At 34.2% G+C, this 25,877-nt stretch carries 16 protein-coding genes; 11 read left to right on the top strand and 5 right to left on the bottom strand.

The window, feature by feature from the left end; translation table 11 throughout:
• Positions 1-9: 9 nt before the first annotated feature.
• The 4 genes from F7O84_RS02745 to F7O84_RS02760 all read right to left on the bottom strand — a co-directional run bounded on the left by F7O84_RS02745 (position 10) and on the right by F7O84_RS02760 (position 5,278).
• A complete protein-coding gene (locus tag F7O84_RS02745) occupies positions 10-2,394 on the bottom strand; it encodes a homocysteine S-methyltransferase family protein (RefSeq protein WP_151141710.1) in 2,385 nt (794 codons plus the stop codon).
• Between the two features lie 42 nt (positions 2,395-2,436).
• Entirely contained in the window at positions 2,437-3,081 is a 645-nt protein-coding gene (locus tag F7O84_RS02750) for a vitamin B12 dependent-methionine synthase activation domain-containing protein (RefSeq protein WP_151141712.1), read from the bottom strand.
• 177 nt (positions 3,082-3,258) lie between these two features.
• Complete coding sequence (locus F7O84_RS02755) at positions 3,259-3,696, bottom strand: RrF2 family transcriptional regulator (protein WP_151141716.1); 438 nt, start codon at positions 3,694-3,696, stop codon at positions 3,259-3,261.
• A gap of 292 nt (positions 3,697-3,988) precedes the next feature.
• Positions 3,989-5,278, bottom strand: a complete 1,290-nt coding sequence (locus tag F7O84_RS02760) for an O-acetylhomoserine aminocarboxypropyltransferase/cysteine synthase family protein (RefSeq protein WP_151141718.1) — start codon at positions 5,276-5,278, stop codon at positions 3,989-3,991.
• Between the two features lie 327 nt (positions 5,279-5,605).
• Between F7O84_RS02760 and nifS the strand changes: the two genes are divergently transcribed.
• The 9 genes from nifS to aspS all read left to right on the top strand — a co-directional run bounded on the left by nifS (position 5,606) and on the right by aspS (position 16,458).
• Positions 5,606-6,790 carry a cysteine desulfurase NifS gene (gene nifS, locus F7O84_RS02765; RefSeq protein ID WP_151141720.1) on the top strand — a complete coding sequence of 395 codons (1,185 nt, stop codon included), beginning with the start codon at positions 5,606-5,608 and terminating at the stop codon, positions 6,788-6,790.
• A gap of 25 nt (positions 6,791-6,815) precedes the next feature.
• Positions 6,816-7,250, top strand: coding sequence for a Fe-S cluster assembly scaffold protein NifU (gene nifU, locus F7O84_RS02770; RefSeq protein ID WP_151141723.1), 435 nt, complete (start codon positions 6,816-6,818; stop codon positions 7,248-7,250).
• A gap of 252 nt (positions 7,251-7,502) precedes the next feature.
• A complete protein-coding gene (locus F7O84_RS02775; RefSeq protein WP_151141726.1) occupies positions 7,503-8,027 on the top strand; it encodes an adenine phosphoribosyltransferase in 525 nt (174 codons plus the stop codon).
• 185 nt (positions 8,028-8,212) lie between these two features.
• Positions 8,213-10,489, top strand: coding sequence for a RelA/SpoT family protein (locus tag F7O84_RS02780; RefSeq protein WP_151141728.1), 2,277 nt, complete (start codon positions 8,213-8,215; stop codon positions 10,487-10,489).
• Positions 10,490-10,521: 32 nt separating this feature from the next.
• Entirely contained in the window at positions 10,522-11,154 is a 633-nt protein-coding gene (locus F7O84_RS02785; protein ID WP_151141731.1) for an MBL fold metallo-hydrolase, read from the top strand.
• 17 nt (positions 11,155-11,171) lie between these two features.
• Positions 11,172-12,644 (top strand): coproporphyrinogen dehydrogenase HemZ, encoded by a 1,473-nt coding sequence (gene hemZ / locus F7O84_RS02790; protein WP_151141735.1) that lies wholly within the window; start codon positions 11,172-11,174, stop codon positions 12,642-12,644.
• A gap of 56 nt (positions 12,645-12,700) precedes the next feature.
• Positions 12,701-13,282, top strand: a complete 582-nt coding sequence (locus F7O84_RS02795; protein ID WP_151141739.1) for an HD-GYP domain-containing protein — start codon at positions 12,701-12,703, stop codon at positions 13,280-13,282.
• A gap of 44 nt (positions 13,283-13,326) precedes the next feature.
• On the top strand, positions 13,327-14,586 hold the full coding sequence (hisS, locus tag F7O84_RS02800) for a histidine--tRNA ligase (RefSeq protein WP_151141742.1): 1,260 nt from the start codon (positions 13,327-13,329) through the stop codon (positions 14,584-14,586).
• Between the two features lie 72 nt (positions 14,587-14,658).
• Positions 14,659-16,458, top strand: a complete 1,800-nt coding sequence (gene aspS, locus F7O84_RS02805; protein WP_151141744.1) for an aspartate--tRNA ligase — start codon at positions 14,659-14,661, stop codon at positions 16,456-16,458.
• A 120-nt stretch (positions 16,459-16,578) separates the two neighbouring features.
• Here aspS and F7O84_RS02810 read toward each other — a convergent pair whose 3' ends face one another.
• Positions 16,579-16,863 carry a DUF1294 domain-containing protein gene (locus F7O84_RS02810; RefSeq protein WP_151141747.1) on the bottom strand — a complete coding sequence of 95 codons (285 nt, stop codon included), beginning with the start codon at positions 16,861-16,863 and terminating at the stop codon, positions 16,579-16,581.
• A 495-nt stretch (positions 16,864-17,358) separates the two neighbouring features.
• On the opposite strand from F7O84_RS02810, the gene F7O84_RS02815 reads away from it, so the two are divergent.
• Positions 17,359-22,725 (top strand): fibronectin type III domain-containing protein, encoded by a 5,367-nt coding sequence (locus F7O84_RS02815; RefSeq protein ID WP_151141749.1) that lies wholly within the window; start codon positions 17,359-17,361, stop codon positions 22,723-22,725.
• A gap of 130 nt (positions 22,726-22,855) precedes the next feature.
• The gene (locus F7O84_RS02820; protein ID WP_151141751.1) at positions 22,856-25,735 is read left to right on the top strand and encodes an Ig-like domain-containing protein; all 2,880 of its coding nucleotides are present in this window, start codon (positions 22,856-22,858) and stop codon (positions 25,733-25,735) included.
• Positions 25,736-25,877 lie beyond the last annotated feature (142 nt).

The following is a 25,877-nucleotide window of genomic DNA, read 5'->3' on the forward strand; positions in this document are numbered from 1 at the left end:
CTTTATTTTTTACACTTCAAATAACTCATTTGCATAACGAATAGAGCCCATAGCATCCTTTGAATAAAAGTCAGCGCCAATCATATCAGCATAAGTTTGCGTAAGTACCGCACCGCCTACCATGACTTTACAATCAGGAATTGCAGTCTTTATCTGCTTAATTGTAATCTCCATATTTGCAACGGTAGTGGTCATCAAAGCACTTAGCCCGATTAATTTAACGTTGTGCTCAAGAGCTGTTTCTACAATTAATTCTGGACTAACATCTTTTCCTAAATCTATTACGTGAAAACTATAATTTTCCAAGAGAACTTTTACAATGTTCTTTCCAATATCATGAATGTCTCCTTTTACCGTAGCAACTATAATTGTTCCTTTTGAAGAGGAGGTTGTTCCTTTTTTTGCCAAAACTTCTTTGATGGCATCAAATCCAGCTTTCGCAGCTTCAGCACTCATAAGAAGTTGTGGTAGAAACAATGTTTTGTTTTCAAAGCCTTGTCCAACTTTATCGAGTGCAGGAATTAGGTCTTCGTCAATGAGTGTTAGCGGTTCCTTTTTCTTTAAAAGTTCTTTGGCCGCTGTGTATGCACTTTCTGATAGCCCTTTTACGACTGCATCAAAGAGAGAAACCTGTCCAGACTGCTTGATGTTTGATGTTTGTTGCGCTACTGCGGAATATCGATTGATATAACCGATACATTGTTCATCACTGCCGTTTATAGCACAATATGCATTGTATGCGTTCATCATAGCTTCGCTTCCAGGATTGATAATACCTGCACTTAAGCCTCTGGCTAAGGCTATGGTAAAAAACGCTGTATTTATATTTTCTCGTTGAGGAAGCCCAAACGATATATTAGATACACCTAGTACGGTATGGATTTCCATTTTATGGCGGATGTAATCTAATGCATCCAAAGTAATATCTGAGTTCTCCTGACCAGTACTAATCGTCATAGCTAAGGTATCCATTACTAAGTCTTTTTTAGAAATACCGTACTTTGAAGCTTCAGAAACAATTTTTTTTGCTATGTCAATTCTACCTTGTGCTGTTTCAGGAATTCCTGTTTCGTCTAAGGTAAGGCAAACAACCATACCTCCGTATTTTGCTACAAGAGGAAATACTGCATTCATCGATTCTTGTTTCCCATTAACGGAGTTAATCAGTGGCTTTCCATTATAGATTCGCATTGCTTTTTCCATTGCAGTAATATCAGAAGTATCGATTTGAAGAGGTAAATCTATGATAGACTGAATTCCTGTTATGGTTCGTTCCATCATAGACACTTCATCGATTTCAGGAAGACCTACATTAACATCAAGGATATGTGCACCGTTATCTTGTTGAGCAAGTGCTTCTTTTAAAATATATTCCAAATCATTGTCGCGAAGTGCTTGTTTAAATCTAGATTTACCAGTTGGATTAATTCTTTCACCTATAATTTTAGGACGATTGTTTAATTCAACCGCATGGCTGTAAGAGGAAATAACTGAAAGACCTTTATCCATTACTTCCAATGGTTTTATATCTTTGCAAAGCTCAATTGTAGCTTTTATATGCTCAGGAGTCGTGCCACAGCAGCCACCTAGTATAGAAGCACCACTTAATGCGATTTCTTTCATGACCAATGCAAATTCTTCGGGATTAACATTAAACATAGTCTGTCCATCTACTACCACAGGAAGACCCGCATTTGGATTCATTACGATTGGAAGAGAACAAACTCTGTGAAGTTCTGGCAACAGTTTTTGCATTTGAACTGGACCAAGTCCACAATTAAAACCAATTGCATCAACTCTTAAACCTTCTAACATTGCAGTTGCAGCAAAAATATCAGCGCCAGTAAGAAGCTTGCCTCCTTCATCGAAAATCATTGTAACTATTATAGGAAGCTTGGTATTTTCTTTTGCTGCCAAGACAGCAGCTTTTATTTCATAGGTATCGCTTACGGTTTCAATTAGAATTAAATCTGCCCCTGCTTTTTCACCTGCCACGCATATTACTTTAAAAGCTTCATAAGCGTCTTCAAATTCCAATTCTCCAAGAGGTTTTAATAGTTTTCCTACGGAACCGATATCTAGAGCAACATAAGCGTCTTTTTTAGACTGTAAAACGGCTTCTTTAGCAATCTCAATTCCCTTGCTCACGATTTCCTCACAGCTATAGCCTGTATCTTTCATTTTAAAAGGATTCGCTCCAAAGGTATTCGCCTTTATGATGTCACAACCGGCAGCAAGATAGCTTTTATGAATCTCTAAAATAGTATCAGTATGAGTCATATTCCATAACTCAGGTATTTCACCAGGCTGCAATCCTTTGCTTTGAAGAATTGTTCCCATTGCGCCATCAAAAAAAAGCATCTTTGTTCCTAATTTGTCAATAAATTTTGTCATGTTATCCTCCTGGTATAAATTAGATTTAAAGCGTATAGCCCTTTATGCATCTCTGTATTCGCATTGTGTACTTGAACAGGTTGTGCATTTTTGTTTCAAACAATTGTTTTTAATTTTAGAAAGTCCAATGATAGCAGTAACACTTTTGGAAGGAACCATAAGACAGGTATCTGTTAATGATAAGCCAATTCGTTTACTGCATTCTAGTATATTAAAGATTTCTCTTTGATGCTCCAGCGACAAATCACCATAGCCTGGGCTAAAGCGTGGGCGTAAATATAAATCTCTTTTGGTTGCATCCAAGCGAATGGAGTCTTCCAAAGAATCACAAAAAGTCTCAATCAAAGCAGCACCAGCTGCTTGAATGACAGAAGCTTTTGCAAGATTGGTAATAGAATAACGTTTTATAAGTGTATCTACAGAGGAACCAATGGTGGCTGCAAAAATAATAGCACTGTCACAACCTTTTAAATTTTTTGCAAGGTTTTTACTTGTTATTTTAATTGGGCCAAGTAAAACAGTTGTTTCGTCTATTACGTTACAGGAAAATTCTTTGTGTACACTTTTGGGATTGATTGATATTTCTAATTCTTTTGAAGCTTCTTCAATTAATGTTTCTAATTTTGCATCAATATCTTGACCTTTGTAACCCAGATATCGTAAGGTTTCTTTTTTGTTTACTTGCATTATCATTATCCTTTAAGCATTCTTTCATGCGTTGATACAAAGAGTTATTATTTTATGTAGAGAGATATTTTAGTTATCCTAATACATAAAAGGGAACATTGTTTTTAAACATTATAAATAATTTATCGCCAGTTGGCAATAAGCAACTGGCGATAAGAAAATAAGATTATTTATTACCTAGATAACAAAATTTAGTTGATTTTTTTCTGTTTGTATTTCCATTAAATCTGCGAGTGTAATATTATCTACTACTTCGTTGATTGCATCGTTTAAGCGTTTCCACACTTCTAAAGTAGCACAATTATCATAACGGGCACATTCGCTGACATCACCGTCTAGGCATGATACAGGTGCAAGACTTCCTTCTGTTAATCTTAAAATCATACCAACTGTATATTCCGCGGGTAGTTTAGCAAGTTTATAGCCGCCCGATGCGCCTCGAATACTTTTTACATATCCGGCACGACTTAAGATTGTAATGATTTGTTCTAAATATTTGTCTGACAAGTCCTGTCTTTTTGCAATGTCCTTTATTTTTACATATCCTTCATCTTCATATAAAGCCAAATCAAGCATAAGCCTTAAAGCATAACGTCCTTTTGTTGAAATTTTCATAATATCACCTTCTTATTTTTTTATTTTATTTATAAATTTCTTGACGAATGATTGGTTCATGATAAAATAGAACTATCATTTTAATGATGGAACAAAAGAAATAATTAATTTTGACGAATGAAGTGATAACACATCATTTTGTTGCTATAAATATTATGGATCATAGCGATTTATTTACAACAACGAAAAAGTCCATAACAAGTAATCGTTATGTGACAGGTATTTTGATAAATGCCAATACATCTTTGTTAGAAGTAAAACCGTAGACAGAGCCTACGGTTTTGTCATGCAATTAATGAAACGCCTCTTCTAGATCAAATAGCAAATCATCAATGTGTTCTGTTCCGATGGAAAGACGAATTGTATTTGGCTTAATATCTACATTTTTAAGTTCTTCTTCGTTAAGTTGAGCGTGAGTTGTAGTATAAGGGTGAATCACTAATGATTTTACGTCTGCAACATTTGCAAGTAACGAGAAAATCTGTAATTTGTCAATGAAGTCTTTTGCTTCCTGTTCTCCGCCTTTAATATCAAACGTAAAAATAGCAATTCCACCATTTGGAAAGTACTGTTTGTATAATTCATTGTATTTATTTCCAGCAATGGATGGATGATTTACGGATTCCACCTTTGGATGTTTACTTAGATAATCAACAATCTTAAGTGCATTTTCCACATGGCGCTCTAGCCTTAATGATAAGGTTTCAAGACCTTGAAGGAAAAGGAAAGAGTGTAATGGAGCAATCGAAGCACCTGTATCTCTAAGCAAGAGAGCACGAATGCTTGTGATATAAGCAGCTGCGCCGACATCTTTTGCAAAACTAATGCCATGATAGCTAGGATTTGGTTCAACAAGGTGTGGAAACTTTCCAGAGTGAATCCAGTCAAATTTACCGCTATCAATGATAACACCACCAAGTGCAGTACCATGTCCACCAATGTACTTTGTTGCAGAGTGAACGACTATGTCAGCACCGTATTCAATTGGGCGTAACAGATAAGGAGTTGCAAATGTATTATCTACAACAAGCGGAATTTTATGATCGTGTGCAATTTTAGCGATTTTTTCAATATCAACCAAATTAGCATTTGGGTTTCCAATACTTTCAATGAAAATAGCCTTGGTATTTTCACGAATTGCTTCTTCGAAGCTGTTTTCTTTATCAGGGTCGACAAAGGTAGTAGAAATACCAAAATCTGAAAAAGTATGTTCTAATAGATTATAAGAGCCACCATAAATATACTTGGAAGAAATAATGTGATCACCAGAATGTGCAAGTGATTGTAGTGCATAGGTAACGGCAGCAGCCCCTGAAGCAAGTGCTAAAGCAGCAATTCCACCTTCTAAGGAAGCAATTCTTTTTTCAAAAGCATCCTGGGTTGGATTGGTAAGTCTTCCATAGATGTTACCAGCATCTGCTAGGCTAAAACGAGCAGCAGCATGATCACTGTTATGAAATACATAGGAAGAAGTTTGGTAAATTGGTACAGCTCTGGCATCTGTTGCTGGATCTGGTGATTCCTGACCTACATGTAATTGTTTGGTTTCAAATTTTAAAGGTCTTTCGTTAATTGAACTCATAGTAATTACCTCATTTCTTTCTTAGTGTGTATAACTTATTTCTACAATAAATAGATGGTTTGAACTAGGATGGAAAAATGTCGTAAATCATATCGGATAACTATGAATTGAATATACATGATTGAACTGATTATGTCAATAGATTTATAAAAAAATTACAAAGTTCTTCAAAAAAAGTTTTAATCTATCAGATTTGATGTATAATGTATATGAAGATTAACCATTTCCTAGTTGACAAGTAGAAAATCAAATGGTATATTCAAATATAATTAATCCTAGTAAAATACTAGGAAATAGAAGCGTGATTCAATTTTAGGAGGTAAATTTATGAATGAAATTATATATTTGGATAATGCAGCTACAACGCAGTTAGACAAAGCAGTATTTGAAGAGATGCAACCATATTTTGTAGATTATTATGGGAATCCATCCAGTGTTTATAGCATAGCTTCTGAAAGTAAAAAAGCTATTAATCTAGCAAGAGAAAGAGTTTCAGGTGCAATTGGCGCATTAGATAGAGAAATTTATTTTACCAATGGCGGAACAGAAAGTGATAATTGGGCAATTAAAGGAATAGCAGAATCTTATAAGGAAAAAGGAAAACATATTATTACTTCCAAGATTGAACATCATGCGGTACTGCATACGTGCGAATACTTAGAAAAACAAGGATATGAAATAACTTATTTAAATGTAGACGAAGATGGACTAGTTGATTTGAATGAATTAGAAAAAAGCATACGTAAAGATACGATTTTAATTACGATTATGTTTGCGAATAATGAAATTGGGACCATTCAGCCGATTAAGGAAATTGGTGAAATAGCCAAAAGACATGATGTCATATTTCATACAGATGCAGTTCAAGCATTTGGTCATGTTCCAATCGATGTAAATGAAATGAATATTGATCTACTAAGTGCAAGTGGTCATAAAGTAAATGGACCTAAGGGCGTTGGATTTTTATATGTAAGAAAGAATATTAAACTTAAGGCCTTTATTCATGGTGGAGCGCAAGAAAGACAAAGAAGAGCTGGAACGGAAAATGTTCCTGGTATTGTAGGACTTGGAGCAGCAGCAAAGATTGCATACGAACAGTTAGAAGAAAGAACAAAATATTTAATTGAGAATAGAGACTATTTAATTGACCAGATTGAAAAAAATATTGACTATGTACGATTGAATGGACATCGGACCAAGAGATTGCCAAACAATGTTAACTTTTGTTTTCGTTTTATAGAAGGAGAGTCATTGCTTATTTCACTTGATATGGAAGGTATTTGTGCATCAAGTGGATCAGCATGTACTTCAGGTTCCCTAGATCCATCTCATGTATTACTGGCAATTGGTCTTCCACACGAAATAGCGCATGGCTCATTAAGAATGACATTAAGCCATTCTACAACCAAAGAGCAGTTAGATTTTGTAGTGAAGCAACTAAAAGATATAGTAAATAGGCTTAGAAATATGTCACCATTATATGAAGATTTTTTAAAAAATCAAAACAAGTAGTTTATAAAAAGAAAGAGGCGATTTTATGTATACAGAAAAAGTAATGGACCATTTTAAAAACCCAAGAAACATGGGTGAGATTGAGGATGCAAGTGGAGTAGGTACGGTAGGAAATGCAAAATGCGGAGATATTATGCGTGTATTTCTTAAAATAGAGGGTGACGTGATTGAAGATGTAAAGTTTAAGACATTTGGTTGTGGTGCTGCTGTAGCAACAAGTAGTATGGCAACAGAATTGGTTAAGGGTAAAACAATTAAAGAAGCTATGTTAGTAACCAATAAAGCAGTAATGGAGGCTTTGGACGGCCTTCCACCAGTGAAAGTACATTGTTCTTTGTTAGCAGAAGAAGCCATTCATGCGGCATTATGGGATTATGCAAAAAAGAATGGGATTGTAATAGATGGTCTTGAAGAACCAAAAGAAGATATTGGAGAAGAAGAAATTCCCGAAGAAGAGTAAGCGAAAAGATAAAATTAAACTACTTGTTAAACCAAAGTCTTTAAAATAACAATGACTAATAGAGTAATCTCCATTTTTTTATTGCATGGTACTATTAAAAATGATATAATGAATCGGTATGAGTTTTAAATTGGTTACAGTTTTGTCTTATGACTTCATAAAAATGATAGAAAATAAAGCTGTAATAATAATAGAACAAAAAGATTACATTTTGAATAGGTTCTATTATAAATAGAAATGGAGATTTGTTAGATGAAAAAGATTGAAGAATACGTAAGAAGTATACCTGATTTTCCAGAAGAAGGTATTATCTTTCGAGATGTTACGTCCGTATTACAGGATGCGGAAGGCTTACATTTAGCCATTGATTCGATGCAAGAATTAATAAAGGATGTAGATTGTGATGTAATCGTTGGACCAGAATCCAGAGGTTTTATATTTGGCGTTCCGATTGCGTATAATTTAAGAAAAGCATTTATTCCTGTTAGAAAAAAAGGAAAACTTCCTTGCGAAACAATCGAAAAGGAATACGACTTAGAATATGGTACTGCCATAATTGAAATGCATAGAGATTCAATCAAACCAGGTCAAAAGGTTATTATTATAGATGACCTAATGGCAACAGGCGGAACCATTGAAGCAATTGTTTCTTTAATTGAAGAATTAGGTGGAGAAGTAGTAAAAATAGTATTTTTAATGGAGTTAGAAGGCTTAAAAGGTAGAGACAAATTACAAGGATATAATGTTGAATCTGTAATACGATATTCAGGTAAATAGACTCGTTTCATAGAATTAGATTAGTTTATATCAAGAATAAGAAGTAGGTGATTATCGGAAGAATTTCCATAGTTACCTATTTTTTGAATTTACTATTGCACATAAAGACAAAAAAAATTATAATAAGAATCAAATGTAAAGACTAAGATGGTGAATATATGTCGAATGAACAAGGAAAACAGATAATGAGTAAATTGCAGGAAGTAAAAGTGGATGATAGTAATGTGAAGGCACCGGCAGATTTTACCAGTCCTGATGTTCTATATAAAGAATTGATTGATAGTGTCAGAAAATATCATCCTTCAACAGATATTTCTTTAATTGAGAAAGCATACAATATTGCCAAAACTGCTCATGATGGGCAAGTTAGAAAATCAGGTGAACCATATATCATTCACCCTCTTTGTGTTGCAATTATACTGGCTGAATTAGAACTTGATAAAGAAACGATTGTTGCAGGGCTTCTTCATGATGTAGTGGAAGATACGGTTATGACCGCAGACGAAATTATAGAAGAATTCAGTGAAGAAGTGGCATTGTTAGTAGATGGTGTAACCAAGTTAGGTCAATTATCTTATTCTATGGATAAGGTAGAGGTGCAAGCAGAAAATCTTCGTAAAATGTTTTTGGCAATGGCAAAAGATATACGTGTTATTCTTATCAAGTTAGCCGACAGACTTCATAATATGAGAACGCTAAAATACATGAGGCCTGAGAAGCAGATAGAGATTGCTAGAGAAACCATGGATATTTATGCTCCAATTGCACAAAGACTTGGTATTTCAAAAATTAAGACAGAGCTTGATGATCTATCCTTAAAGTATTTAGAACCTCAAGTGTACTATGATCTGGTTGAGAAAATTAACTTAAGGAAAAGTGAGCGAGAGTTATTTGTTCAAAATATTGTCGACGAGGTTAAAAGTCATATCGATAATGCTGGAATAGAAGCAAAGATTGATGGAAGAATTAAGCATTTTTTTAGCATTTATAAAAAAATGGTCAATCAAGATAAGACGATAGACCAGATATATGATCTTTTTGCAGTACGCATTATTGTAGAAACGGTAAAGGATTGCTATGCGGCACTTGGAATCATTCATGAGTTATACAAACCGATACCAGGGCGTTTTAAGGATTATATTGCGATGCCAAAGCCTAATATGTATCAATCCTTGCATACTACTTTAATTGGACCAAATGGTCATCCTTTTGAAATTCAGATTCGTACCTTTGAGATGCATCGAACAGCGGAATATGGTATTGCGGCACACTGGAAATATAAAGAAGCATCTGACGGCAAGCATGTAGAAGAGCAAGAGGCGGCTAAACTTAGCTGGTTAAGGCAGATTCTTGAATGGCAAAAGGATATGTCTGACAACAAAGAGTTTATGAGTCTGATTAAAAGTGATTTTGATATTTTTTCAGAGAATGTATATTGCTTTACTCCTTCAGGAGATGTAAAGAATTTACCAAACGGCTCTACTCCAATCGATTTTGCATACAGCATTCATAGTGCGGTAGGCAATAAGATGGTGGGAGCAAGAGTAAATGGAAAATTAGTAACCATTGATTATGTTCTTCAAAATGGTGACAGAGTCGAAATTTTAACATCACAAAATTCAAAAGGTCCTAGTAGAGATTGGTTAAATATTGTTAAAAGTACACAAGCAAAAAGCAAGATCAATCAGTGGTTTAAGAACGAGTTAAAAGAGGATAATATTGTAAAAGGAAAGGAAATGCTCATTCAGTATTGTAAGACGAAGAGCATTACGTTATCAGATATTTTAAAGCCTGAATATATGACAGTTATTATGAGAAAGTACGGCTTTAAGGATTGGGATTCTGTAAATGCGGCGATTGGCCACGGTGGATTAAAAGAAGGGCAAGTCATTAATAAACTTGTTGAAGAGTATGATAAAACGCATAAAAAGGCAATATCAGATTCTGAAGTTTTAGATAGTGTAACAGAAAGCAAAGAAAAGATTCGAGTTGTGAAATCAAAGGGGGGTATCGTTGTAAAGGGTATCCATGATGTTGCAGTTCGTTTTTCAAAATGCTGTAGTCCCGTACCAGGTGATGAAATTGTTGGATTTATAACCAGAGGTAGAGGCGTTTCAATTCATAGAACAGACTGTATCAATATTATTAATTTATCAGATGGAGAAAGAGTACGTTTGATTGATGCGGAGTGGCAGCAGGCAGAAAATGCGACGGGCAGTGAGATGTATACAGCTGAAATTATGATATTTGCAAATAATAGAACGGGCATTTTAGTGGATATATCGAAGATATTTACCGAAACAAAGACAGATGTTACATCTATGAACTGTCGAACAAGCAAACAAGGAACAGCCAGTATTTCCATTGCCTTTGAAATTCACGGACGAGATGAATTAAATCGAATCATTGATAAACTACGTCGTGTAGAATCGGTTCTTGACATTGAAAGAACAACGGGATAAGGCAGTACTAGCAACGATAACAGGAGGAGATTATGGCAATTATAGTGGAAAAATACCAGCTTGGTATGGTAAGAACCAATTGTTATCTGATCTACAACGATGAGACGAGTGAAGTTATCATAGTTGATCCAGCAGATAATGCAAAAATGATAGAGCAATTGATAGATGAAAAAAATCTTAATTTACAAGCAATATTGCTTACACATGGACATTTTGATCATATTTTGGCTGCAAATGAATTACGTGACATATATCAAGTACCAATTGTTGCACATGAGGCCGAAAATCAAATTCTTGCAGATCCATCCTTGAATCTTTCCATAGGAATGGGAGGAGAGCCATGTATTGTAAAAGCAGATCGATTTGTAAAAGATGGTGAAGTATTGGATTTACTTCATACGAAGGTGAAAGTTTTGCATACGCCTGGCCATACAGCAGGAGGCGTTTGTTATTTGTTTATAAAAGAAAAATTGATGCTTAGTGGAGATACATTATTTGAAGAATCTGTTGGTAGAACAGATTTTCCTACAGGCAGCATGTCTACTTTAGTTCATAGTATAAAGGAAAAGTTAATGGTGCTAGAGGATGAAATAATTGTATATCCAGGCCACGAAGGTGAGACAAGCATCATTCATGAAAGGAATTTTAACCCATATATTAGATAGGCTAAATAAAAGAATAAATGATAAAGATACAACAAAATAAAAGAGAGTTTGAATATGATATATTTTCCCTTGTAAAGGCTTTTTATCCAAAGGACGAGGTGCAGACAAAAAGCATTGACGAAGATTCGAAATTAGATGAAAAAACACAGATAGAGGCAGTGATTCATGTGTTTTATATCGAAAACTGCATTGAAATTAAAATATATCATATGGATAGTAGTAATCTGGTTGAAGGAAAAGCAAATTTAACACCAGATGATAGAGTAAAGGATAAGAATATAGTAAAACATCTTTTATATAACTTATTAAGTGAATTTACAAAGCGCGTACTTCCTTGGGGAACGCTTACGGGGATTCGACCAACGAAAATACCAGTTTCCTTAATGGAACAAGGCTATTCAAATGACGAGATAAGAACCTATATGAAAGAAACCTATCTTGCCACTGATGAGAAGATTGAGCTAAGTATTGATATTGCAAAAAGAGAACTAAAGGTACTTGAAAAAATAGACTATAAAGAAGGATATAGTATCTATATCGGGATTCCGTTTTGTCCTACGACTTGCCTTTATTGTTCCTTTACCTCTTATCCAATCGTTATGTGGGAAAAAAGAGTCGATGAATACTTAGATGCTTTGTGTAAAGAAATCGAATTTACGGCCAAAGCATTTCAAAATAAAATCTTAAATACGATATACATTGGCGGAGGAACTCCGACCACCTTAAATGCAAACCAACTAGATCGCCTATTAAAGAAATTAGCCTCCTCCTTTGATTATTCACATTTGTGTGAATTGACGGTCGAAGCGGGACGTCCAGATAGTGTAACGCTAGATAAATTTAAAGTTTTAAAAGAGAATAACGTTAGCCGTATCTCAATTAATCCCCAAACAATGAATCAACAGACATTAGATTTAATTGGAAGAAAACATACTGTAACACAGATTCATGAAGCTTATCAAATGGCAAGAGAAGTTGGTCTTGATAATATCAATATGGATTTGATTGTGGGATTACCAGGCGAAGATAAACAAATGGTAAGGCATACCATGGAGGAAATTGTTGCATTGAATCCAGATAGTATTACCGTACACTCCCTTGCAATTAAAAGAGCGGCAAGACTAAATATGTTTAAGGAAAATTATCAACAATACGAAATAACAAATAATAGTGAAATTATAGATTTAACACGAGAATATGCAAATAAAATTGATGCTACTCCTTATTATTTGTACCGTCAGCAAAATATGGCTGGAAATCTTGAAAATGTTGGTTATGCAAAACCAGGCAAAGAAGGAATATACAATATATTAATTATGGAAGAAAAGCAAACCATTATTGCTCTGGGTGCAGGAGCTTCCACAAAAATTGTATTTCCAGATGGTTATCGCATTGAGCGGATTGAGAATGTAAAAGATGTTGATAATTATATTAATAGAATTGATGAGATGATAGAGAGAAAAAGAAGTTTTTTGTCTGCTAACTTTTAGATAGTATTGAACCAATGGCTCTACTGTCAATTTTTGACTTAGATAAGGAGAAGATAATGAAGAAAGCATCCATACCACTTAAAAAGGAAGAGATTATTAATTATGACATGTATTATAATCTTGTTCATGGTATGTGCGTGAGTAATTTGGCTTATCACATTGCCAAAGAATTACATTTAAAAGATGAAATATGTTATGAGCTTGCTCAGGCTGGTATGCTTCATGATATAGGAAAGCTAAGATTATCAGACTATCTATATGGTAGAGATGAAAATACGCTAGCCATTGAAGAAATGAAATACATTCAAATGCACTCCATATATGGTTATGAAATACTAAAGAAAAAAGGGTATTCTGATTTTGTATCAAAAGCTGTTTTATATCATCATGAGAATTTTGATGGTTCTGGGTATCCAGATAATTTAAAAGAATCCGATATTCCCATTGGTGCAAGAATTTTGAGAGTATGTGATGTATTTGCTGCTCTAATTTCAGATCGGCCATACCGCTCTGCATTTGATGTAGATGTAGCTGTAGAACTCATGATTGAAGAAGTAAAAAATTTTGATATGGAAGTTTTTCTAGCTTTTATGCGTGTTGTAAATAGTGAAAATAGTTTAAGTTTATATGATATTTAGGATAGTGAAGTTTTACAAAGATAGATAATATGGAGGAGATTATTATGATTACACAGGCCCCAAGAGGTGTCCAAGATTGGTTTGGCGAAAATATGCACAAACGAAGTGTTGTTGAGAAAATGGCAAGAGAGCTTGCTGTTACTTATAATATGAGTGAAATTATAACGCCAATGTTTGAACATACTGTTTTATTTCAAAGAGGTGTGGGAGAGACAACAGATGTAGTACAAAAAGAGATGTATACTTTTCTTGATAAAGGAGATCGAAGCATTACCTTAAAGCCAGAAGGAACCGCTTCTGTTATGCGTGCCTATCTTGAGAACAACATGTATGCGGAGCCTGGACCAACGAAATTGTTCTATATTACACCAGCATTTCGCTATGAAAAACCTCAAAGTGGAAGATTAAGACAACACCATCAGTTCGGGGTTGAATTTGTTGGTTCTAAGTCACCACTTGCAGAAGTTGAACTAATTACTTTGATTACGACTTTAATTAATAAATTAGGTTTAAAGGATGCTAAGCTTCATATTAATAGTATTGGTTGTTCTGAGTGTAGAAAAACATATAACGAAGCTTTGCTTTTATACTTAAAAAAGCATGAGGATAAATTATGTCCAACTTGTAAAGAAAGAATGCAAAAAAATCCTCTTCGTGTTCTAGATTGTAAGGTTGAGACTTGCAAAGAAATTGTAAAAGATGCGCCTAGAACGATTGAATATTTAGATGAAGAATGTAGCAAACACTGGGAGGAACTACAGTATTTATTAAAAGAGTTAAATATCCCTTTTGAAATTGATACTGGAATCGTTCGTGGACTTGATTATTATACAAAGACAGTATTTGAATTCGTTAATTTGGAGGGCTTTACTTTATGTGGTGGAGGACGCTATGATGGTTTGATTCACGAGATTGACGAAAAACAAGATATTCCATCGGTTGGTTTTGGAATGGGGATTGAACGAATCCTTTACTTTTTAGAAAAAGAAGGAGTGGAACTGGAGCCCAAAAAAAGTGTTCAGCTCTATGTCGGTATTCTTGGTAAAGAAGCAAAAGCAAAAGCATATCAGTTAGTGAATGAAGTAAGAAGAAGTGGTATAATTGTAGAAACAGATTATATGGATCGTAGTGTAAAAGCACAAATGAAATATGCGAATAAGTTAGGGGCAAAATACACAGTTATCATAGGTTCCCAAGAGCTAGAAGAAAATCAAGCTAGGGTAAAAAATATGGAGTCTGGAGAACAGACTGAACTTGCGTTAAATCAGATTGCATCCTATATAATAAGCCAAAGTAATGAATAGCTTAGTAAAAGGACTATTTCGTGAAATTAGAATGGTGAATCTAAGATAACAGTGGAAAAGATGGAGGAAATTATGGCAGAGTCAATGAAAGGGTTACACAGAACCCATAGATGTACAGAGATAACGAATGCTAATATCGGAGAAGAAGTTACCGTTATGGGCTGGGTGCAAAAAAGTAGAAATAAAGGTGGTATTATTTTTGTTGATCTTCGCGATCGCTCAGGTATTTTGCAAATTATATTTGAAGAAGCAGATGTAAAAGCAGAGGGATTTGCAAAAGCAGAAAAACTAAGAAGTGAATTCGTAATAGCAGTAGTGGGAAAGGTAGTAGCACGTACAGGAGCTGTGAATGAAAATCTTGCGACAGGGGATATCGAAATTAGAGCAACAAAGCTTACTGTGTTATCAGAAGCACAAACGCCACCATTTCCAATTGAAGAAGGCTCTAAAACAAAAGAAGAACTTAGATTAAAATATCGATATTTGGACTTAAGAAGACCAGACATCCAAAGAAATCTAATACTTAGAAGTCAAGCGGCTACAATTGTTCGCACCTTTTTGGCAGAAGAGGGATTTTTAGAAATTGAAACTCCTATTTTGCAAAAAAGTACACCAGAAGGTGCAAGAGACTATCTCGTACCAAGCCGTGTTCACCCTGGAAATTTCTACGCTTTACCACAGTCACCGCAGTTGTTTAAGCAGTTACTTATGTGTTCAGGATATGATCGATATTTTCAAATAGCAAAGTGTTTTCGTGATGAAGATTTAAGAGCAGATAGACAACCTGAGTTTACACAAATCGATATGGAGTTATCTTTTGTAGATATCGATGATGTTATTGATGTAAATGAAAAATTATTGCAAAAGCTTTTTAAAGAAACAATTGGTATTGATGTAGCCCTTCCAATTCAAAGAATGACATGGCAAGAGGCAATGGATCGCTATGGTTCTGATAAACCAGATACTCGTTTTGGTATGGAACTAAAGAATGTATCTGATGTAGTAAAGGGCTGTGGATTTGGTGTGTTTACAGGGGCATTGGAAAATGGTGGTTCTGTAAGAGGTATTAATGTCAAAGGGCAAGGTGCTATGCCTCGTAAAAAAATTGATGCCTTGGTTGCTTTCGCCAAAGATTTTGGGGCAAAAGGACTTGCATATCTTTGCATTGGCGAAGATGGAAGCTACAAATCTTCTTTTTCAAAATTCATGACAGAAGAAGAGTTAAAGAATTTAGCTACTAGTATGGGTGCGGAAAATGGTGACTTGCTACTATTCGCCGCAGATGTTGATAAAGTTGTCTATGACGTTTTAGGTAATTTAAGATTAGAAATAGCAAAGAATTTAGAATTGATTGATCAAGATAAATATAATTTCCTATGGGTAACTGAATTCCCACTATTTGAGTGGTCAGAAGAGCAAAAACGATTCGTAGCCATGCATCATCCGTTTACTATGCCGATGGAAGAAGACTTGGAATTATTAGAAACAGCGCCAGAAAAGGCACGTGCAAAGGCATATGACATCGTGTTAAATGGTACCGAAATTGGTGGTGGTAGTGTAAGAATCTATCAGAATGATGTGCAGGAAAAAATGTTTGAACTTCTTGGATTTACAAAAGAAGAAGCCTATGAACGTTTTGGTTTCTTGCTAAATGCATTTAAATACGGAGTACCTCCTCATGCTGGTTTGGCATATGGTTTAGACCGTCTAATTATGCTTATGGCAAAAGAAGAAAGTATCAGAGACGTGATAGCATTTCCAAAGATTAAGGATGCTTCCTGCTTAATGACCGAAGCTCCAGATGTAGTAGATGAAAAACAGCTCGAAGAGTTAGAAATAGCACTTGTATTAAAAAAGAAAGAACAAGAGTAATGTAAAGAATATAGAGTGTATTATCCTTACTTATAAAAGAAAATGAAAGATAGATTTTATACTGTCTTTCATTTTCTTTTATGATAAAAGCATATATCTAAATTCAGGCACTTTGTTGAATTACATATATTGTTTATATAGGATAAAAAAGAGAATTGCTATGTGTAAAATCAAAATCAAAGGGATGCCGAGTACAAAAGCTTTGTGCTTCGTTTTGTGGCGAAACAAATACATTCCACACAAGGAACCTAAACTTCCACCAACAATAGCGATTATAAAGAATGTTTTCTCAGAAATTCTCCACTGATGCCTCCTTGCTTTTTGTTTGTCAATCCTCATGAAAGAAAGTCCAACGATGTTGATAAGACAAAAGTAAAGAATAAGAAAAAATATTAATTGATTCATATTAAGTATCCTTTCAAAGATAATATTGTTAAAGATAAAGTTTGTGTATTTTTCTAATAGGAATGAACTGCAAATAGTGGTAGATAATCAGGTTCTATATAAAAATTATAACATATGTTTGCAATTTAAAGGAATATGTGATAACATAAAAATACAAAAGTGTTAAATTTCAATTACACTTTTTCGTTTATTTCTTTTTAGGCGTTTCAGCCAAAATATCCAGTTTTTATATTATAAATGAATAGGGGATGATTTTAGTATTAAAAGAGGTTTTGTAAATATTTATTTCTTAGATATTTAGGTCTATTATTGCATGTATTAACAATGCATGCATTTCAAATCAATCTATAATTACAAGGCTGAAATCTAAAGCTTTGTTAGTCTCATGTAACAACTTCCAAATTAAAAAGACGTAAGAATTAAAGTGTATTTTTAGAATAGAGGAATCGTCTAATCTTTTATAATGCACAAAGTTAGGTAAAAAAGGAGTAAAGAATGAAAAAGAAAAAATATAATCGCTTAGCTGCTTTTAATTTTCAACAAAAATTGAAAGAAAGCTTAGCATGGATGCTAATACTTACTATATTTTTGCAGGTATCTACACCATTGCAAGTTTATGCAGCAAATGCAAAAAATTATAACGATACTAATATTGATTATGGGTGGCATGTGTCAGATTGGAGAAAATCGTCCTATTGTAATGTTGCAAAGTATAAGGAAGTTTCGCCAAGTATTAGCTACGTAGATAAAAAGGGTAAAAAAGTAAAAGCTAAAACAATAAATGGAAAGGTTTATGTACCAAAGGGAACGAAGGTGAAGCTTTCATGGTTAATGGAACATTCGTCTGGTTTTGCATCCGAAAAATTAGATATTTGGCAATTTAAAAAGGATACTAACTATAATAATGTAGATAATTACAATCATGGAGGTGGAGATAATGGTTTATTCTATCTTAGAGGAAAGGCTAGCGGCTTGGTAGGTAAAGTTAAGTCACAGGATTCGGGAAAATTCACGTATATCTATTCCATTGACGAATATAATTCAATTAATTTCCTTTGTGAATCAATTCAGCTAGTTGGTGATGAGGGAGGATCAGCAGCGGTTGGAAATGTTATGGGAAATGTAACTTATTACTACTATTATGATGACAAGGTAGACATTGTGGAAGATAACACTCCACCAACAGTTACACTTGCTGTAAATGGTAACCCAACCAATAACTGGTATCCATTAAATACAACTGTAACGATAACGGCAGAGGATAAGGAGAGTGACGTTAAGACGTTAACGGTAAATGGAGCTCCAAGATCAAATCCTTATACTTTTACATTAGCAAGTGGGGTTAATAATATTACATATTCTGCGGAGGATGTAGCAGGAAATTCAACAGGAGATAAAAGTGCAACCGTAAATGTTGATGGAACAGCTCCAACAATAAGTGCAACACCTTCACAAAAAGATACAAATGGATGGTACAAAGGAGATACTTCGGTAACATTTAATGTGTCAGATAGTGAAAGTGGAGTTGCAAGTTTTAAAGTTAATAATGAGGGAAAATCAAATGGCTATAAAGTAAGTGTGCCAGAAGGAACAACATCATACAAATATGAAGCTTCTGATAATGCTGGAAATACAAATTCACAAACTATTTCGCTAAGTGTAGATAAATCAAGTCCTACGGTTTCGATTGCAGGTGGAGCATCTTTTTTTACAAACAAAGATGTTTCTCTTTCAATCACTGGTACTGACAAATATTCAGGTTTGAAAAGAATGGAAGTAGAATATTCAAGTGATAATGCAAAATGGACAAAGTATCAAGAATTTACTTTTGAGGGGGTAACGAGCCCTCAAACGAAAACAGTATTAGCAAGTAAAAACGGATACTATCGTGTTAAAGCAGAGGATTTAGTTGGATATAGTAAAACATCCGATCAAACAATCCATATCACTAAGATTGACAAGGAAGCACCAACTATTGTTGCAACAGTAAAGGGAAATGAAGGTCCACCAGTTGATAAATGGTATAGAGGTTCAGCTACTATAACCATTACAGCAACAGATGAAGGTGTGAGTGGCTTAAAAGAACTAGAGTATAATGGACTTTTAACAACTAACTCTATAGTCCAATTACAGACACAAAAAGAAGGTGTAAATAATTATCGATACAAAGCAACGGATCATGCTGGAAATTCATCTGCAACAGGGAATACAGAGGTTTATGTAGATGCATCAGCTCCGATTGATTTAAGTTGGTCTAATAATCAAGATTCATGGACCAACAAAGATATTACAGTAACTATGTCTGCAAGAGACTTACTATCTGGAATGAGTAAGTTTATTGTTCAAAGAAAGAATGAGGAAACAGGTGAGTGGAAAGATTACACACAAGTAAGTGCTTCCTATGAGACAACCTTAGTTACAAAGCAGGCAGCCATTAAAGAAAATGGAACCTATCGTTTCAAAGCAGTTGATAGAGTAGGTTATGAAACCATTAGTGGAAATGAGTTTGTAATTAATAAAATTGATAAAGAAAAACCAGTTATTACTCCAGAGGAAATTGGTGATAAGTCCTCAAATGGTTGGTTTAAACATAAAATGACACTAAAACTTTTAGTCAAAGAGTATGGTGTAAGTGGTCTTAAGAATCTTTATCTTAAAATGGGAGGAATAAAAACAAATAAAGAATTTGATTCAGCAGAGGTATTTCAATATATCCATAAAGAACTAATAGATGATGAGGGTGTTACAACAGTAGATTACAATGCTCTTGATTATGCAGGAAATTATTCTGATGATGGACAAAGTATTATAAAAATTGATAGTACAACTCCAATTGATGTAACTGCAAGTGCGGATACACAAAAATGGACCAATAGTAGTGTTACTTTAACCGCAGGGGCAACTGATAAGATGTCTGGCTTAGCAAAACTCGTAGTACAAAAATACGAATCAGGTTCATGGAGTGATTATCTCACAACAAATTTCAATGGAGAAAACACAAGACAAACATACGATTTTCCCATTGAAGAAAATGGCTACTATCGAGTAAAAGCGGTAGATATGGTAGGTTACGAAATGACATCTGATAAGAGTCAAGGTGGAAGTGAAGTAGTTGATCCAACCAATCCATTGGATCCGACTGATCCAAAGAAACCATTCCCAGGTATAATTATTATAGATATAATCGATAAAATCAAACCAATTGTATCAGCAGAGATTATAGGCGGAGAAGGATATTCAGATACATCAGGTGGTTGGTATAAAGATGATGTTAGATTAAAGGTTACTGCAACAGATGAAGCAAGTGGAGTTGGCACCCTTACTTGTAATAACGATACATCTGTAAATGAAGAAAAATCCAAAATATATGTTAAAGAATATGGACCATTTAAGACTGGTATCAATACATTTGAGTATTATGCAACGGACGTAGCTGGAAATGATTCAGAAGTAGGAACAACAGATATTAAAGTAGATATGATTAAACCTGTTGTTGCTAGATTTACAAAGTTAACGAACGATTGGGTAAATTCTGAAACTGGTGTTATCTTTGAATGTGAAGGCCAAGATGAAGAATCTGGACTTTTACAATTCGTATTAGAAAGAAGTGAAAATGGAACAGATGAATGGATAAACGAAAGCACCTACACATATTTAGGTGAAACCACTTTAGAAAAGGTAAATATGGTTGTAAAACAGAATGGTTATTATCGTTTAGCTGTTTATGATAGAGTAAAGAACATCACGTACTCAACAGATGTGATCTATGTAGATAACATTGATGATAATCCACCGGATGGAAATTCTCTTGGAATTACACCAAATACAGAGGAATGGGTTAATGAAGCTACAGGAGTGGAACTAACTGCAGCAGGTCAAGATATGGATTCGGGATTAAAGTCACTTTCTGTCATGGAGCTGGATGAAAATAATGATTTTAATGAGATATACATCCAATATTTTTCGGGCGAAAAAGATTTGCTATCTGCAAATTACTTAACTCATATTAACGGATTTTATAAAGTGAGTGCGCTTGATAGTGTAGGAAATTATAATGAAATGAAGGATGAAGAAGCGCTAGAAGTACCAAATATCGATCCAGTTAATCCAACACTAGTAGTAAATGTAGAAACTGAGCAATGGGCATCAGAAGAAAATGGATATGAAATTTATGCTTATGCAAAGGATAGTGAAAGTGGATTGAATTCCATTAAGCTTCAACGCTTAGAAGAAAGCGGCGAATGGAAAGACACTGGAATTGACTTTGAAAAGCAAGCTTATGTTAAAGATGAAGAAAAGCTTAATACTTATGAAGGTAGCTTTATCCAAAACTTTACTAATAAACTTAGATTAGCAGTAAATAAGCAGTTTTTCAGCAAAACGACAAATGTTGTAAATGACAAAGTAGTTGGCGGAAACAATGAAATGGTAAAGGTATTATTTCGAGCAAGAGAAAATGGTACTTATCGAGTAGTGACCGATGATATTGTGGAAAATTCAACAAGTTCTAATGCGATAGTTGTAACAACAATGGATTTTGATTCCCCTAGCCTAATGGTAGAAGGAAATCCAACGGATTGGACCAATCAAACAGTTACAATAAAGGTTACTGCAAAAGATGATACAAGTGCAATCTCCAAGATGTTATTAAATGGAGAAGAGGTAAAATTTAAGACTGTAGGTAAAGCTTCCTTCTTTACATTTGATGTGGAGAAAAATGCTACATTTAACGTGGCGGCTATTGATGCAGCTGGACATGAAGTATCTGAAGTAGTTGATGTTACAAAGATTGATAAAGATATACCTCTTGTTAATTCAGAATTAGGGGAATGGATAAACGGTAAGGCTAATGCTAAAGTTACATTAAGTGATGAATTATCTGGAATAAAGAGTGCATATATCAATGAGACTATGATACAGATTCAGGATAAGCACAACACTACGCTAGATACAAGTATTAATGCAGAGGTAACATATAAAGTAACAGTTTCTGACTATGCAGGAAATAAGGTAACCACCACTATCTCAGAAAACAAGGCATTATCTTATATTAAGGTAACAACACCGCCAGACAAAAAATCATATTATGCCAAAGAAAACTTTGAAAAAAAGGGTATGGTAGTTACTGCATATTATACAGATAAGAGTCAGCAGGTAGTAACTAATTATGAAATTCTTGATGGTAAAAATCTTGCAGTTAATCAAGCAAAGATAAATGTTTCTTATACAGAAAAAGGTATTACTAAGAAGACTAATACAGGAATTAAAGTAAGTACACAAAGTACGAGGCCAGATGTGCCAGATCCAATGCCTAATGTTCCTGATTCACCTACACCAGATAACCCTACTCCAAACAAACCAAAACCAACTCCGACAAAACCTATTACTCCAACTCCTACACCTGTAATTACTACGGAAGAAACAGTGGAAGAGACTTTAGAGGAAGAGGTTACGAAAGAGCCACAGACCGTTGAAAGTGTTAATCAGGAAGCTGAGCAGGTTACAAAAGAATCAAATCAATTTCCAATGATGGCAGTTGTCGTTGGTGCGGCTGGAGTAGGAATGTTTTTAATTTTCTTATTCTTTATACTTACTAATGTAAAAATATATACGATGAGAGAGAATGGGAAATACAAATTAATTGGAAGAACTAGGGCGAAGAAACAAGATGAATTCTATTTGGTTAAGACCAATAAAATTATGATTATGAATGCCTCTAGTGAAGATTTTAAATTTGTATTTAGCAAAGGATTTGTAAAAACACATTCAGATATTAATGTAGCAATTAAGATTGAAAATAGAGAATTTAATCGATTCCTTGCAAAAGGTGAAGATACTCTTTATATAAAATATAATATCTAACGGCAAATATTGACAGAACTTCTCTAAAAGTATAAAATAAAAGAGCACGGTTAATATACCGTGCTTCTTTATTACCATATAATATAAGGGGAATTATTAAAGATAGAAAAATATACTTGGGGGAAGTATAATGAAAAGACTAAAGAAGTTAATGGCATACATATTATGTATTGTAATGCTTATGGGGACATATACTCCAGTTCAGGCAGAGGAAAATACAACTACTTATACAACAGGAAGCGGACTATCTTATGTAATTGATGAGAATGATGAAATAACAATTACAGGATATAATGGAGCTTCCTCACATATGATTATTCCTGAATATATCGAAGAAAGACCTGTTGTTACAATAGGTGCTCGCGCTTTTGAAAGTAATCTAGTAATTGAAACGGTTGAATTACCAAATACATTAAAATTGTTAGAAAAGTTATCATTTTGGGGATGTAAAAATCTATTGGAGATAGAGATACCAAGTTCGGTTGAGTTAATCAGAACTTCTTCCTTTCAGGCATGTAGCTCTTTAAGGAAAATTGTTATTTACAAAGATACAGAATTAGAATACGGAACTGATGCAAATAGAATATTTTCAAGTTATACAAGAAATGTATTTCGTATATATGGATATAAAGATTCTCCGGCTGAAGCATATGCGAAAGCATTTAATGATCCATTTGTATATCACGATTGGATTCCACTTACTAGCATAACCTTACCAGATGAAATCTCTATCAATCTAAATGAGAGAACAGAAATCCCAGTAATATATGGTCCAGAGGATTCCTATGTAGGATTTCACGTAATTGATACTCGTACATTTACAGGACCAGGAGCTGCACAGTTTGAATATGGAGAGAATGGTAGACTGTTTATTACTGGAACAAAAGTGGGCCAAAATGAATTATATATTACAAAATTCAAAGTTTATGATTACATTGATAATTATATTGATAGTAATGTGTGTAAAGTGAATATTATTGATCCATCAATAATAGATTCAAAAAATATTACAATTAAAGATAGTAACAATAAAGTTATTAATGATACTACACTTTCCTTCGACACTTACGTAGAAAATGAGTGTGAAATTATTTTGGAAACTGATCCAGTAAATGCAAATGAACCAATTACGTTCACATCTACAAGGGATAGATTGGCAAAGGTAGAAAGTAGAGATGGAAAATATATCCTAACCGTGTACAAGGGGTATGTAGAAGGTACACAAACTGCAACGATTACTGCTACTGGTAGTCGAAGCGGAGTTACAGCCTCTTTTAACGTGGATGTATCTTACAGTGGAGCAAGTTCAGTAAACTTTAATACGAGTTTTAATAGTGGTAGGGGAAATCGCATTGATCAGTATTCAGAATATGAAATGCCACTTGTAGTAGTACCATCGAATCTTACACAAGATACTTTAATTAATATAGTAAATAATCCAGATAAAGCAGGAGAAGAGGTTATTACTTATGATAAGACAAGTGGAGTGTTAAAAGCTTCTGGTGTCGGTACGGCTACAATTACAGCAACGTGTAAAGGGCAAAGTATAAGTTATGACTTTGAAGTGATCCCGTATGAAAAGAAAGCGACAAGCGTAACAATTAATACGAATGAAAAAGTTTTAAAAACCAATACTGGATACTCTCTGAACTTGAAAATAGGAGACAGTTATCAGCTTTTTGCAACTGTAACTCCAGAAGACACTACAGATATATTTAAGTGGTCTACTGTTTCAAATAACGAAATCATTAGTTTGGATAAAAGTGGAAATATAGTTGCCCTCAAAGCGGGTACTGCTACAGTAAAAGCATCGTCATGTTCTTATTTAGAAGAAATCATAGCCAATGCTACAAGTGAATATTTGACTATTACAGTAACAGATCCAAACGAAGTAAAAGAACCAACAACTCCAGCTGAAATAAAAGCTCAATCCATTCAATTCAATCAGACAACTGGGGAATTAAAAAATGGAGAGACCTTTCAAATCATTCCTACTATTGTTCCATCAAATACCACGGATACGTTATCATATAGATCTAATAGGCCTAATGTAGCAACTGTAAGTAAAACAGGATTAGTTACAGCAGTTGGAGCTGGTTCAGCATGGATTATCGGTGAGATTAATGGGTATGAAGCCTATTATATTGTTGAAGTTCAAGAAAATGTGATTAACCCCACTATTTCCTTGAGTGATTCTGCTATCACGATAAAAAAGGGAGATAAAAAGGTAATTAAAGCAACCCGTGGAGAGAATACTAAAGAACCATACTGGTCAAGCCAAAATGAGAAAGTTGCTAAGATTACATCGGATGGACTGATTACGGCGGTAGGTAAAGGTTCAACCTATATAGAAGCAATCGCATATAGTAACGATAACAGTTTGCATACAAAAGCATATTGCAAAATAACGGTGACAGATGATTCTACAACAACAGATAGCGGAAAAAACGATAATGACACAGACAATGGAAATAAAAAAAATCCAGAGGAAGAAAGAAAGCCAGGGATAATAAAGTTAAATGCTACTAAGTTCAATCTTCAAAAAGGTAAGACAACTAAGGCATTAGCAATAAAATCATCCACCTATTCAGATGATCCCATTGTAAGTGTTACTTCTTCAAACAATAAGATATTAAAAGCTTCTTTAAAAGGTAATACAATCACCTTAAAAGGTGTAAAAACATCAAATAAGTATGTAACCGTAAAGGTTGTCACAAAAAGTGGTGCAACAGCCACCTGTAAAATAAAGGTTGTTAAAAGTAAAGTAAGTACAAGTAAACTCAAATTAAATAAAAAGAATATAACCTTGAAGAAAGGAAAGAGTACAACTCTTGTTGTTACACAGACTCCAATCAGCGCTACAGATAAGCTTACGTGGACTAGCAGTAACAAAAAAATAGCAACGGTTAATAAAAAGGGGAAAATAGTTGCTAAGAAAAAAGGGAGTTGTGTGATAAGCGTAAAGAGCAGTAATGGGAAAAAGGTTACTTGCAAGGTTAAGGTCAAATGAGACAAATTTAACATAAAAAAATCATTACATTTACGGATGCAAAGTCACAATTACAAAAATATGTTCAGATAAATTAAATATATTCTATTAATAAGTAACGTTATTTCTTTCTTTAGTATCTCTAACCAAAGACTATTACTAA

This window comes from Candidatus Galacturonatibacter soehngenii (assembly GCF_008830185.1).
GTDB lineage: Bacteria > Bacillota > Clostridia > Lachnospirales > Lachnospiraceae > Lachnotalea > Lachnotalea soehngenii.